This window comes from Aphanizomenon sp. UHCC 0183 (assembly GCF_009712065.1).
GTDB lineage: Bacteria > Cyanobacteriota > Cyanobacteriia > Cyanobacteriales > Nostocaceae > Dolichospermum > Dolichospermum heterosporum.
On sequence record NZ_VILC01000073.1, the window covers coordinates 16,688 to 29,873 of the forward strand.

Annotated in this window: 19 protein-coding genes; 18 read left to right on the forward strand and 1 reads right to left on the reverse strand. The window is 36.5% G+C overall.

Annotated elements, in window-relative coordinates; translation table 11 throughout:
- Positions 1-839 precede the first annotated feature (839 nt).
- The 16 genes from nifE to FJR37_RS19785 all read left to right on the forward strand — a co-directional run bounded on the left by nifE (position 840) and on the right by FJR37_RS19785 (position 11,279).
- On the forward strand, positions 840-2,207 hold the full coding sequence (nifE, locus tag FJR37_RS19710) for a nitrogenase iron-molybdenum cofactor biosynthesis protein NifE (protein WP_039201003.1): 1,368 nt from the start codon (positions 840-842) through the stop codon (positions 2,205-2,207).
- 152 nt (positions 2,208-2,359) lie between these two features.
- On the forward strand, positions 2,360-3,688 hold the full coding sequence (gene nifN / locus FJR37_RS19715; RefSeq protein ID WP_168466909.1) for a nitrogenase iron-molybdenum cofactor biosynthesis protein NifN: 1,329 nt from the start codon (positions 2,360-2,362) through the stop codon (positions 3,686-3,688).
- Between the two features lie 125 nt (positions 3,689-3,813).
- The gene (nifX, locus tag FJR37_RS19720) at positions 3,814-4,233 is read left to right on the forward strand and encodes a nitrogen fixation protein NifX (RefSeq protein ID WP_015081330.1); all 420 of its coding nucleotides are present in this window, start codon (positions 3,814-3,816) and stop codon (positions 4,231-4,233) included.
- Positions 4,230-4,706, forward strand: coding sequence for a NifX-associated nitrogen fixation protein (locus tag FJR37_RS19725; RefSeq protein ID WP_199308477.1), 477 nt, complete (start codon positions 4,230-4,232; stop codon positions 4,704-4,706). The genes nifX and FJR37_RS19725 overlap by 4 nt, the downstream gene beginning before the upstream one ends.
- A gap of 83 nt (positions 4,707-4,789) precedes the next feature.
- Positions 4,790-4,990, forward strand: coding sequence for a CCE_0567 family metalloprotein (locus FJR37_RS19730; protein ID WP_053540100.1), 201 nt, complete (start codon positions 4,790-4,792; stop codon positions 4,988-4,990).
- The gene (gene nifW, locus FJR37_RS19735) at positions 4,987-5,304 is read left to right on the forward strand and encodes a nitrogenase-stabilizing/protective protein NifW (RefSeq protein ID WP_039200999.1); all 318 of its coding nucleotides are present in this window, start codon (positions 4,987-4,989) and stop codon (positions 5,302-5,304) included. Before FJR37_RS19730 ends, nifW begins: the two co-directional genes overlap by 4 nt.
- A gap of 10 nt (positions 5,305-5,314) precedes the next feature.
- Entirely contained in the window at positions 5,315-6,097 is a 783-nt protein-coding gene (locus FJR37_RS19740; protein WP_168466910.1) for a HesA/MoeB/ThiF family protein, read from the forward strand.
- A gap of 62 nt (positions 6,098-6,159) precedes the next feature.
- The gene (locus FJR37_RS19745) at positions 6,160-6,528 is read left to right on the forward strand and encodes an iron-sulfur cluster assembly accessory protein (RefSeq protein ID WP_039200997.1); all 369 of its coding nucleotides are present in this window, start codon (positions 6,160-6,162) and stop codon (positions 6,526-6,528) included.
- Positions 6,529-6,668: 140 nt separating this feature from the next.
- On the forward strand, positions 6,669-6,968 hold the full coding sequence (locus FJR37_RS19750) for a 2Fe-2S iron-sulfur cluster-binding protein (RefSeq protein ID WP_039201032.1): 300 nt from the start codon (positions 6,669-6,671) through the stop codon (positions 6,966-6,968).
- Positions 6,969-6,992: 24 nt separating this feature from the next.
- Complete coding sequence (locus FJR37_RS19755; protein ID WP_168466897.1) at positions 6,993-7,178, forward strand: hypothetical protein; 186 nt, start codon at positions 6,993-6,995, stop codon at positions 7,176-7,178.
- 200 nt (positions 7,179-7,378) lie between these two features.
- On the forward strand, positions 7,379-7,630 hold the full coding sequence (locus FJR37_RS19760; protein ID WP_039200995.1) for a FeoA family protein: 252 nt from the start codon (positions 7,379-7,381) through the stop codon (positions 7,628-7,630).
- A 104-nt stretch (positions 7,631-7,734) separates the two neighbouring features.
- Positions 7,735-8,769, forward strand: coding sequence for a site-specific DNA-methyltransferase (locus FJR37_RS19765; protein ID WP_039200993.1), 1,035 nt, complete (start codon positions 7,735-7,737; stop codon positions 8,767-8,769).
- Entirely contained in the window at positions 8,766-9,917 is a 1,152-nt protein-coding gene (locus tag FJR37_RS19770; RefSeq protein ID WP_168466911.1) for a DNA methyltransferase, read from the forward strand. Before FJR37_RS19765 ends, FJR37_RS19770 begins: the two co-directional genes overlap by 4 nt.
- A gap of 407 nt (positions 9,918-10,324) precedes the next feature.
- Positions 10,325-10,552: a helix-turn-helix transcriptional regulator gene (locus FJR37_RS19775; protein WP_081981380.1), complete on the forward strand. Its 228-nt coding sequence runs from the start codon at positions 10,325-10,327 to the stop codon at positions 10,550-10,552.
- 124 nt (positions 10,553-10,676) lie between these two features.
- Positions 10,677-10,925, forward strand: a complete 249-nt coding sequence (locus FJR37_RS19780) for a DUF433 domain-containing protein (RefSeq protein WP_039200991.1) — start codon at positions 10,677-10,679, stop codon at positions 10,923-10,925.
- Positions 10,926-11,279, forward strand: a complete 354-nt coding sequence (locus tag FJR37_RS19785; RefSeq protein ID WP_039200990.1) for a DUF5615 family PIN-like protein — start codon at positions 10,926-10,928, stop codon at positions 11,277-11,279. It abuts the gene before it with no gap.
- A gap of 367 nt (positions 11,280-11,646) precedes the next feature.
- On the opposite strand, the gene FJR37_RS19790 is transcribed toward FJR37_RS19785, so the two are convergent.
- On the reverse strand, positions 11,647-11,901 hold the full coding sequence (locus tag FJR37_RS19790; RefSeq protein WP_039200989.1) for a hypothetical protein: 255 nt from the start codon (positions 11,899-11,901) through the stop codon (positions 11,647-11,649).
- Between the two features lie 107 nt (positions 11,902-12,008).
- Here FJR37_RS19790 and FJR37_RS27815 point away from each other — a divergent pair, with 107 nt between their 5' ends.
- Positions 12,009-12,089, forward strand: a complete 81-nt coding sequence (locus FJR37_RS27815) for a hypothetical protein (RefSeq protein ID WP_340626565.1) — start codon at positions 12,009-12,011, stop codon at positions 12,087-12,089.
- 519 nt (positions 12,090-12,608) lie between these two features.
- Positions 12,609-13,186, forward strand: a 578-nt coding sequence (locus FJR37_RS19800) for an AAA-like domain-containing protein (RefSeq protein ID WP_174763455.1), incomplete at its 3' end; no start/stop codon positions are given.

A 13,186-nucleotide genomic window follows, 5' to 3' on the forward strand; every position in this document is an offset into this window, starting at 1 on the left:
CAAATTATTGGGTCTGACGCACCCTACAAGAGATAAAACCCACATTACATATTTAGAAAACTTTGTCAATGCGTAAGCCCTAGTACCGCAAGGCGGAAGTCAAAAGTCAAAAGTCAAAATGAAGACAGTAAGTAGGTGAACACAATAAAACCAAACTGTGTAAAGAAATGTAAAATCGCCCAAACCCTCTTCACTCTTGCCTCTTGCCTCTTGCCTTTTGCCTTGCCATAACGACAATTTTCAACACCAACCTACTTATAGGCTTTTGGAGGATTTAGAATGGTTGGTTTATTTACGCCGTTTTGTACTAGTTCCTGGTAATTGGTGATAAAATCCCCCTTTTCATGCTGTTCATCCTTTAATCATGGACATCCTGATAGCGTAGCGTGGCGTTAGCCATTTCTGACAATTTTTCTCTTTTCTCTTGCTAAACCAAATGTTATGAAAACCCCACCCCTAGAAAATACAGATAAATACATATCTTTTTTGAAAGATTATCTGTGTAAATATTAAGTTAATCAGATTTTGCAGAAAATTTATAAATCAATCCAAACTAAGTATAAAAACTTGGTTATTTTTGGGGAATTAGAATTATTATATTTATTATGTCCTGTGGTAATCCTAAATTATTTGTGAGATATTTCTCACTTATTTTCTATTACAGCAACTTTCTATTATCTTTTCTGTAGAGACACAAACCCAGAAATAGATAATGTTGTAAATAGTTCCACAAATAATTTTTATTAATTTAAAATATTTTCGTCAAAATCATCATCTCGATGATTAACTTTAAGCAAGATTTGTCATGGTAGTAAACTCCATCTAGCACGAGAATAAAAATGAAAGTCACCCAAAGCAAAATTAACGAACTTCTGAGTGAATCAGGATGCGAACATAATCAAAAGAAACAGGGAGAAAAGAAAAACAAATCTTGTACCCAACAAGCCCAACCTGGCGCGGCTCAAGGTGGTTGTGCCTTTGATGGAGCGATGATTGCTTTAGTTCCTATTACTGATGCTGCTCACTTGGTACATGGTCCGATCGCTTGCGCTGGAAATTCCTGGGGAAGTCGTGGTAGTCTGTCTTCTGGACCAATGCTTTATAAGACAGGTTTTACTACCGATGTGGGTGAAAATGATGTGATTTTTGGTGGTGAGAAAAAGCTTTATAAGGCGATTTTAGAAGTTAATGAAAATTATAAACCTGCGGCGGTTTTTGTTTACGCTACCTGCGTTACAGCCTTAATTGGTGATGATATTGATGCTGTTTGTAAGGTAGCAGCCGAAAAAACTGGAACTCCGGTAATTCCTGTGATTGCTCCCGGATTTATTGGCAGCAAAAACTTAGGTAATCGCTTTGGTGGTGAGGCTTTACTAGAATATGTAGTTGGTACTGCTGAACCGGAATATACTACACCCTATGATATTAATATCATCGGTGAGTACAATATTGCTGGGGAAATGTGGGGGGTTTTAAGTTTATTTGAAAAGTTAGGAATTCGGGTTTTATCGAAAATTACTGGTGATGCTCGTTATGAAGAAGTGCGTTATGCTCACCGGGCTAAATTAAATGTGATGATCTGCTCACGAGCGCTCTTAAATATGGCGCGAAAAATGGAGGAACGTTATGGAATTCCTTACATTGAAGAGTCATTTTATGGAATTAGAGATATTAATCGTTGTCTGCGAACTGTAGCTGCTAAATTAGGTGATCCTGATTTACAGGAACGCACAGAAAAACTTATTGCTGAAGAAACTGCGGCTTTGGATATTGCCCTTGCTCCCTATCGAGCCAAGTTGAAAGGAAAGCGTATTGTTCTCTATACTGGCGGTGTGAAAAGTTGGTCAATTATTTCCGCTGCGAAGGATTTGGGAATTGAAGTTGTGGCGACTAGCACGCGCAAAAGTACAGAAGAAGATAAAGCGAAAATCAAAAATTTGTTGGGTAATGATGGGATCATGTTGGAGAAAGGAAACGCTTCCGAACTCCTGAAATTAATTCAAGAAACTAACGCAGATATGCTTATTGCTGGGGGCAGAAATCAATATACTGCTTTAAAAGCGAGAATTCCCTTTTTAGATATTAACCAAGAACGTCATCATCCCTATGCCGGTTATGTGGGCATGGTGGAAATGGCGCGGGAGTTGACTGAGGCTTTATATAGTCCTGTGTGGGAGCAAATTCGGAAGCCAGCACCTTGGGAGTAATTGTCTCACGCAGAGACGCTCCAGGCGCAAAGGAAGAAATATCTTGTTAATTCTTGTGGGGTAGGCATCCTGCCTGCCCTTGGACGGGCTAGAAGCCCATCCCACAAGATTGTTAGATGTTCAGAAGTTTATAATTTATCAAAGATTAATTTATGGCGATCGCAATTGTTCCAGAAAAGTCTGTGACTGTAAACCCCCTCAAACAAAGTCAGGCTTTAGGTGCTTCTTTGGCTTTTTTGGGTTTGAAGGGAACTATGCCTTTATTTCATGGTTCTCAGGGTTGTACAGCTTTTGCAAAAGTGGTTTTGGTTCGACATTTTCGGGAAGCAATTCCTCTTGCTACTACTGCAATGACGGAAGTTACTACTATTTTGGGTGGTGAGGAAAATGTTGAGCAAGCTATTCTCACTTTGGTGGAAAAGGTACAACCGGAAATTATTGGTTTGTGTACTACGGGGTTAACAGAAACTAGAGGTGATGATATAGAAATGTTCTTGAAAGAAATTCGAGAACGTCACCCTGAACTTAATCATTTAGCCATTATTTTTGCTCCTACTCCTGATTTTAAAGGTGCATTGCAAGACGGTTTTGCAGTTGCGGTAGAAAGTATAGTTAAAGAAATTCCCAAAGCCGGGGGAATTAAACCAGAACAAATCACAATTTTAGCTGGTTCTGCGCTCACTCCCGGAGATGTGCTGGAAATTCGAGAAATTGTCACAGCTTTTGGTTTAGAACCAATCTTTGTTCCTGATTTGGGAGCTTCTTTAGATGGACATTTGGAAGATGGTTATACTCCTATAACTGCTAGTGGTACAACCCTCAAACAATTGCGTTCTTTAGGTAGTTCGGCGTTTACCTTAGCATTAGGTGAAAGTATGTTAGGGGCGGCGCAAATTTTAGAGGAACGCTTTGGAACAAGTTATCAAGTATTCAGAGATTTAACAGGATTAGAACCTGTAGATCAATTTCTGCAAAAGTTATCTTTATTAAGTGGAAATCCCGTTCCTGAAAAATATCGTCGTCAACGTCGGCAATTGCAAGACGCAATGTTAGATACTCACTTTTATTTTAGTTCCAAACGAGTATCTTTAGCTTTAGAACCAGATTTGTTGTGGACTATAGTTGGATTTTTGCAATCAATGGGAGCAGAAATTCACAATGCTGTGACAACAACTCGTTCCCCATTACTTGAACTACTTCCTATCAATAATGTCACTATTGGTGATTTAGAGGATTTTGAAAAGTTGGCATTAGGTTCTGATTTATTAATTGGTAATTCCAACGTAAATACCATCTCTAAACGTCTCTCAATTCCTCTCTATCGTTTAGGTATTCCCATCTATGACCGATTAGGAAACGGTCTATTTACCAAAGTAGGCTATCGCGGTACTATCGAGCTTCTTTTTGGGATAGGAAACCTATTCATAGAACACGAAGAATCAACAATGATGAACCAATGGTCATCAGTAATCAACAAATAACACCTGATACCATTTTTTCTATCTCTGTGTCCTCTGTGCCTCTGTGGTTCGTTCATCTTAATTCAGAATAATTAGTATGACAACCGACCACCAACAACTGACAACTGACAACCAACAAAGGACAAATGAAAGTGAAAATTGCTTTTACGACAACTGACCGAATTCATGTTAATGCTCACTTTGGTTGGGCTAAGGAAATTGATGTTTATGAAATTTCCGATAATGGATATGAATTTATCGAAACTCTCAAGTTTGAAGGTGATTTGAAGGAAGATGGTAATGAAGATAAAATTACCCCTAAACTTCAAGCACTTAATGATTGCACTATTGTTTACGTTGTCGCTATTGGTGGTAGTGCAGCCGCTCGTTTAATTAAAAAGAGTGTAACCCCAGTTAAGGCTAAATCTGAAGAGGAAAAGATTGAAGATATTCTCAACAAATTAGTCAAAACTCTCAAGGGTAATCCTCCACCTTGGTTACGGAAAGCTTTAGGGCAGAAAAAACTTAGTTTTGCTGAAGAACTTGAAAACGAAGCAACATTATGAGCATAAATGATGTGAATGGAACTGGTAACAATTCAGAGGTGGTTTTAACTCCTTTCCATAAATCATTAGTTCAACAAATCCGGGCGCAAGATAGCTATGGTTTTTACCGGAGTTGGACTGATGAGTTAATCCTCAAACCCTATGTTGTTACTAAAAAAAAGAAACGGGAAATTTCCGTGGAAGGTGAAATTGATCCCGCTACAATTTCCCGCATCAATGCCTTTTTTCGGGCTGTAGCTGCCAGTATTGAAAAGGAAACTGGACTCATTTCCAACGTCGTTGTTGAACTAGGACATGAGGGTTTCGGCTGGGCTTTAATATTTTCTGGACGCTTATTATTAGCGGTAAAAACTTTACGTGATGCCCATCGTTTTGGTTTTGATTCCTTCGAGAAATTAGACGAAGAAGGCACAAAGTTTGTTGAGAAGGGAATTGATTTAGCCAAGCGTTTCCCCGAAGTTGGCAATCTTTAATTAGTCAGTGGTCAGTAGTCAGTTGTCAGTGGTATTTGAACAACGAACAACTGACAAAGGACAACTGACAAAGGACAAAAAATATGACAATTGAGGAAATCACCAACAAGATTAAAAAGCTAAATAGCAAAGCAGGTCAAATGAAAATGGATCTGCATGATTTAGCGGAAGGATTGCCCACAGACTACCACAAACTGATGGATGTTGCTGCGGAAACTTATGAAATTTACTGTCAGTTAGATGGACTCAAGCAACAACTCAAAAAAATGGAGAATTCTAAATGAGTACCAATATTGATGAATTTAAAAAGCTCGTAGATGCAGAAGAGTTTTTTATCTTTTTTAATCTGTCCTACGACCAAAAATTTGTGAACGTAAATCGTTTACATATTTTGAAAAAGTTTTCTCAGTTCATGAGTCAAATTGATGATACTTATCCCCAGATAAGTGATGAAGAAAGATTAGAGAAATATTGCACAGCTTTGGAACAAGCTTATCAGGTGTTTATAGAATCTACACCTCATGAACAAAAGCTGTTCAAGGTGTTTAATGATAAGCGGAAAAATGTAGTTACCCTGACAGAAATCACCTCAGATTAGGAGTTAAAAAGTGATCAACCTAACGCCTACCGAATTGGAACGCTATAGTCGCCAAATGATGCTTCCTAATTTTGGCGAATTAGCTCAAAAGCGCCTGAAGTCAGCGACTGTTTTGGTGTCAGGTGTGGGTGGATTAGGCGGTACGGCGGCGCTTTACCTAGCAGTAGCGGGCGTTGGGCGGCTAATCCTAGTCCGGGGTGGTGATTTGCGGCTGGATGATATGAATCGTCAGGTTTTGATGACTGATGACTGGGTGGGTAAACCTAGAGTATTTAAAGCCCAAGAAACACTCAAAGCCATCAATCCTGATGTCCAAGTGGATGTAATTCACGATTACATTACTGCTGACAATGTAGACGAGTTGGTGCAGTCGGCGGATATGGCTTTGGATTGCGCTCATAATTTCACTGAACGCAATTTGTTAAATGAAGCCTGTGTGCGCTGGCGTAAGCCAATGGTAGAGGCGGCTATGGATGGAATGGAGGCTTATCTCACCACGATTATTCCTGGTGTTACGCCTTGTTTATCCTGTCTGTTTCCAGAAAAGCCTGATTGGGATCGGCGCGGGTTTTCTGTGCTGGGGGCGGTTTCTGGGACTTTGGCTTGTTTGACGGCTTTGGAAGCGGTCAAACTCATTACTGGTTTTAGTCAACCGCTGTTGTCAGAGTTGCTGACGATTGACTTGAACAGAATGGAATTTGCTAAACGCCGTTCTCACCGCGATCGCAATTGTCCAGTCTGCGGTAATACTGCCCCTTGGAGATATTCCCAATCTCAAACTGCAACAGTGTAAAGTACCACTTTTTCAAAATCCACATTCCAAATCAGAATATTCGCTACAGAATAGGAAACAAAATGACTGTTACTTTAACAGAAAAGGCTGAATTTCGTCTGCGGGCATTTTTAAAAGGTTCTGCAACCGAAGACGCTAAAAAGGGTGTCCGCATCTGGGTTAAAGACGGTGGTTGCAGCGGCTACGAGTATGGCATCGAAATTACCAGTAAGCCCCAACCTGATGATGTCGTATCTCAACAAGGAAATGTGTTGATTTACGTTGATGCTAAAAGTGCGCCGTTATTAGCAGGTGTGGTAGTTGATTTTGTTGAGGGAGTCATGGATAGCGGTTTCAAGTTTTCCAATCCCAATGCAACTGATACCTGCGGTTGTGGCAAGTCTTTTAAAACCAATGATGGTACTCCCACAGGTGTACCTTGTGGACAATAGCTCTATAGCAGGTGACAGGGAACAGGTGACAGGTGACAGTGCTAAAAGTCTTTTATTTATTATTAGTTAATGTCCTCACCTCCTTGTCCGTTGCTGTAACTCAAAAGCTCACTTCATTAATCTTTGAGGAGAATTGGAAAATGGCAAGTTATCAAGTAAGATTGATCAACAAAAAAGAAGATTTAGACACTACAGTTGAAATTGACGAAGACACCACAATTCTAGAAGGAGCAGAAGAAGCTGGTATTGAATTACCTTTTTCCTGTCACTCCGGTTCTTGCTCTAGTTGTGTAGGTAAGATTGTTGAAGGTGAAGTCAATCAAGACGATCAAGTCTTCCTAGATGATGAGCAAATGGGCAAAGGATTCGCTTTATTGTGTGTTACCTATCCTCGTTCTAACTGCACAATCAAAACCCACCAAGAACCTTACCTTGCTTAATACAATATTTGTAGGGGTTTAGCAATGCTAAACCCTTTCATTTTTAACAATGATGGAGAATGTTCATCTCGTTCATCTCGTTCATCTCGTTCATCTCGTTCATCTCGTTCATCTCGTTCATCTCGTTCATCTCGTTCATCTCGTTCATCTCGTTCATCTCGTTCATCTCGTTCATCTCGTTCCCAGTCTCTGACTGGGAACGCATTTTAGAAGGCTCTGCCTTCAATGATATTAGAGGCAGAGCCTCATCAACTGCATTCCTAGTCAGAGACTAGGAACGAGATGTGGTAGGGATTTGAGATTAAGTTGACACCATTAAGCTTTTGCTTTACCCTTTCATTTTTAACAATGATGGAGGATGTTTATCATCTTTCATCATTTCAATTTTCGCTTTTTATTTTGATAATACAATGTTTACTCCTTTTACTATTATGGGTTGTTCTTTAGAATTGCTGAAATCAGGAGATTGTGGCATAGTTACTGTTTGCCAAAGTCAAGATGAGACAATTAGAAAAAAACTGATATTAATGGGTATTAAAACAGGGAATACGATTACTGTAGAACAGCAATTTCCGACTTTTGTGATTAAATGTGGTGGTTTATCTATGACTATAGATCGGGAAATAGCACGGGCTATTTATGTGCGGGTAATTGATGGGTGAAAAATAGAGATTATTAACTTTTGTTTAAATTGTGATTTAAAAGACATAAAACCTGTATTATTAGGTCAATGTAACAATTTAAATTAATACTCATTGATAATTGTATGAAATTACAAGAAATATTAGACTGTAGAAATAAAATTCTTCTGGGTGACAATCTATCTGTTCTCAAACAAATAGAGAATGATAGTTTTGATTTAATTATTACTTCACCACCATATTTTCAACAACGTGATTATGGAAATGGTGATTTGGGTATAGGTAATGAAGCAACTGAAGGAGAATATTTAAAAAATATACTAACAGTTTTTTGGGAATGTGTGCGCGTCTTGAAAAAAACTGGAGCAATAGTTTTTAATTTGGGAGATAAATATATTAATGGCAGTTTATCTCTAATTCCTTATAAATTTGCAATTCAAGCCACCCAAAATCAAAGTATTTTTCTTATTAATCAAATTACATGGTCAAAACTAAATCCTACACCACGTCAAGATAAAAGGAAATTAATACAAGCTACAGAACCTTTCTTCATATTTGCTAAATCAAAGGATTATTACTTTAATTTAGATAGTTATTTACAACACTTAGACACTTTTCATAAAAGCATAAAAAGTAAACCATCTGATAAATTAGGTAAAAAATATCTGGAATTAATCAAAAATTCAGATTTAAGCGAAGAACAAAAAATAAATGCTACTAAAGCATTAAATCAAGCTATTTTGGCAGTACATAATGGAGAAATTGAAGGATTTAGAATGAAAATTCATGGAATACATAAATTAGCCTATGGTGGACAAGATGGAGGCAGAAATAACCAAATTAAGAATAATGGTTTTACTATTATTAGAATTTTAGGAAACACGATGAAAAAAGACATCATCGAAAGTCCGGTAGAAATTACTAAAAATAATCATCATCCAGCAGTTTATCCTATATATATTATTCAAGAACTTATTAAATTGTTAACTCAAGAAGGTGATTTTGTCCTTGATCCTTTTTGTGGTAGTGGGACTAGTTGTGTAGCAGCTAGAAATTTAAATAGAAACTATTTAGGAATTGAAATTAATCCTGAGTATGTAAATTTAGCTAATAACCGTATGGAAGAACCTGATTCTAAACAACAGGAATTATTTATATGAAATATAATTATAATCAAGACATAGAAATATTAGAAAAATTTTATCAGCAAGCAATTGAATTAATTGAAAATCAAGCATTATCAGAAATTCAGGAAGAAATAAAAGTAAGCCTAGATATTTTTATTCAGAAAATAGAAACTGATAAATCTTTAATTCAGGTAATTATTACAACTTTACTTAAGAAAATAATTAAACCTGAGCAAGATATTAGGTTACACATGGCTAAATTTCCAAATGGATATTCTGCTAGAGTCCTTGATACTAAGGTAACTACACCATTTTTTAAAATAAATTTTCCACGATACGCTAATAAGGAAACTGCATTTTTAACAAAAGCAACACGCGCAGAAATTATCTGGAATTTTGAGGAAGGAATAAAATTACCATTGAGAAGCAAAAGTTTAGTTGAACCTTTTTTAACACTAATTGATAAAATTGAAAATCAAAAAATTGATATTGAACAATGCATAATTTATATTTTATCGCAGTTGCATCTTCTGTCCCAATATCATGAAGTGGTTTTTTTAGAAACTTTAGAAGTTGCTAATTCTGTAAATATTATCAATATTAATAGAGTGATGAAAATGGTAGAAAGACATTTTCAAGAACCTTTAAGTTCTAGGCTACCAGTTATCGTAATTTTTGCTATTTACAAACAGTTATTTAAAACTATCCGCAGATTTAAAAATAAAATATTACTACCTTTAAATGTTCATACTTCTGCTGATAAACATGGTTATGGTGATATAGAAATAAGAGATAACCATAATAATCCATTTGAAATATTAGAAATAAAACATAATGTTCCTATTGATAGAAATATGATATTAGATATAGTGAAAAAATCTGCCAATACAACAATAGAAGGGTATTATATTCTGACGACATATAAAGACTGTTTTATTAATCAAGATGAAGAAGAATATATTAATGAATTAATTTTGAATATTAAAAGAGAAAGTGGTTTAGAGATTATTGCTAATGGTATTGTGAATACTTTAAAATATTACTTGCGTTTTATAGAAGATTATCGTGAATTTATTAACACATATACCGAAGAATTAGTAAAAGATGCTAGAAATTCAACAGAAATTAAAGAATCTCATATTCAAGCTTGGCGGATAATTTTACAAGAATATCTATTCTAACTCAATTACAGCGATTTCCAATCATATAAGGTACATCTTAGCCCCCTCATCGCTTGCGGGGAGGGGGTTGGGGGTGGGGTTCTTGTTCTGGGTTTGATGACAATTTGCTGTAAAAACCCAATCAGAAGAAAAGTGAGAATAAACAATGAGGAAAACTTTAAAGAAAAAAGGTTCTTCGGTTATTTTTATGGAAAACCTGGTTCAAAATCATTGAAAGCCCTATTGTGTAGGCATTTCATTGAAAATATGGAAATAATTGTTTATAACCCTTGTCCCGTAAGGGTTTTGTTATCATCAATCCTCAATCACCATAAAAGGGACGCAAGAGCCAGAAAAAACTAGAACAGTTACCACTAGAAAGACAGCAAAAAATTTCTGAAGAATCTAACTTTCTCATTGCTGAAGAAATGACACGACAACAATTGAGACTAGCACTCAAACTCACTCAAGAGCAAATGTCAAAACTTCTTCAAATTGATCAAGGAAATATTTCTCAAATGGAACAAAATACTGATTTAATGCTTTCAATTCTGCGAAAGTATATTGCTGATTTAGGTGGTGATTTAAAGCTTGTTGTTGAATTTCCTAACCGTCCACAAGTTACTTTATCAGGAATTTCTGAGATTGATATCTGAGTAGCCAACGATATCTTGAACCTGTAGAAAGCAAATTTTCCTTTTAGGTGAAATTTTGATCCAACCTACAGCATCAAATAATATAATAAATGTAACTGCTATGTTCTTTACCACTTGATAATATATGATAGAACGAGAAATACTGAATCGTATTACTACAAATCCCAAAGTAATGGCTGGAAAACCGACAATTAAGGGTACACGCTTAACCGTCGAGTATATTCTTAATCTCCTTGCATATGGTGCAACAGTCGCAGAAATTCTGGAAGAATATGAAGGTTTAGTAGAAGCAGATATTCGCGCTTGTTTATTATTTGCATCTCGCTCTCTAGAAAGTACCAGTTTCATGCCTTTGATTGCGGAGATTGCCTAGATGCGATTTTTAGTAGATGAAAATACAGGTGTGGCTGTCGCTCGCTGGTTACGTGAACAAGATTATGAAGTTTTCTCAGTTTATGAACAAGGACGGGGAATAGATGATGACACAATTATTCAAAAGGCCTTTGATGAAAATTGGATTTTGATTACTAGTGACAAAGATTTTGGCGAGAAAGTTTATCGAGATAAATACCCTCACCGGGGTGTGATTCTTCTGCGTTTGGAAAATGAACGTTCAGCAAATAAAATCTATATTTTACAACAGGTATTAGAGCAGCATAAGGAAAAGTTAGTAGATAGTTTTGTCGTAGTTACTGAAAATCAGATTAGATTTGCCAGATTAAAATAATTGCTGAGTCGGATATTTCGGATGTTTAAGATTATGGTGCGTTGCACTTTGGGACAACGCACCCTACTGGCTGAAAATCATAACAAATATCTGTAGGGGTTTAGCAATGCTTTACCCTTTCATTTTTAACAATGATGGAGGATGTTCATCTCGTTCCCAGTCTCTGACTGGGAACGCATTTTAGAAGGCTCTGCCTTCAATGATATTAGAGGCAGAGCCTCATCAACTGCATTCCTAGTCAGAGACTAGGAACGAGATGTGGTAGGGATTTGAGATTAAGTTGACACCATTAAGCTTTTGCTTTACCTTTCATTTTTAACAATGATGGAGGATGTTTATCATCTTTCATCATTTCAATTTTCGCTTTTTATTTTGATAATACAATGTTTATTTCTTTTACTATTATGGGTTGTTCTTTAGAATTGCTGAAATCAGGAGATTGTGCAGAAGTGTTGAATCCTGCAATAAAACTTGACAATGTTTGCGTTTTACCCAGGCAAAATCCCTTATTTATTGAGAATAGAGTCATTAACTGCTCAAATTTGGTATCACCAATGCCAATGCACAACTTGAACAAGATCATCAAAATCTTAACATTCAACACTTCTGGAGATTGTGGCATTGTTACTGTTTGCCAAAGTCAGGATGAAACGATTAGAAAAAAGCTGATATCAATGGGGCATTAAAACAGGGAAGACGATTACTGTAGAACAGCAATTTCCGACTTTTGTGATTAAATGTGGTGATTTATCTATGACCATAGATCGGGAAATAGCACAGGCCATTGATGTCCGAGTAATTGATTCCTGAACATATAGGAATCCGGGTTGATTCCTATATGTCTTCATTGTAGTTTGGCAATAAACAAAGAAACAAAATCTGCTCTGTTTGTTTTCAGCCTTGATTTAAACCTTACAGCGATTTCCAATCATATAAGCTACATCCTAGCCCCCTCCCCGCAAGCGATGAGGGGGTTGGGGGTGGGGTTCTTGTTCCAGGTTTGATGACAATTTGCTGTAATTAAAATTTGGCGTTGCTGAATTAAGATATGAAAATCAAAAATCCCATTTCTTAAGCTCTTACTCTTTGCGACTCTGCGCCTTTGCATATTAGCAAAGCGGGCGAAGTCTGATAAATTCATTTGGATTGTTACATTTAGAGCATATTGTGTTTTATCAATTAAGAATTGAGTTAGATTCAGGATAATCAAAATTCAGGTAAATTCAGGTAAATTTATACATTCAGCATATCATATAATAATTTAGACTTAATTTAACCTTTGATTACTTAAAAAATATCAATATTTACACAAATCAACGCCACTTCATTATGGCTTTTAATTTAGATGAGGCAATTAAAATTGCTAACCACGCCGTTTTAGCAAAGTTCAATCGTGGCTTAACTGATGTGGAAATAATTGTACTTAAAGGAGCTTGGCAACGACATGAGTATAATCAAATCGCGGCTAAGAACCAATATGCAACAAGTTATATTAGTCAAGATATTGCACCCAAGCTTTGGAGGTCATTGACAGAAGCTCTGGGGGAAAAAGTCAAAAAAAGTAATTTTAAAGAAGCCTTAAAACGACATTGGGAAAAGCAATGTTGGGAGCGGCAATTTACATCGGAATATTACCTACCAAGCGCGGAACCAATAATTAACCATAGTCAGCAGTATCATAGCAAAATTCAAGAAGTTTCTCCTCCATTATCTTTAACTCAAACGGAACACAGCTTACTAATTTCAGAATTATATGTAGAGCGTGTTCGTATTGAAATGCTTTGCTATGAAACTTTGCTGCAACTGGGTTCTTTGATTCGAGTTAAAGCCCCTCAACTAATGGGGAAGACATCTCTCATTGAGAGGGTATTAGCTAAGGTGACAAAACAGGGCTATCGTACAGTCAG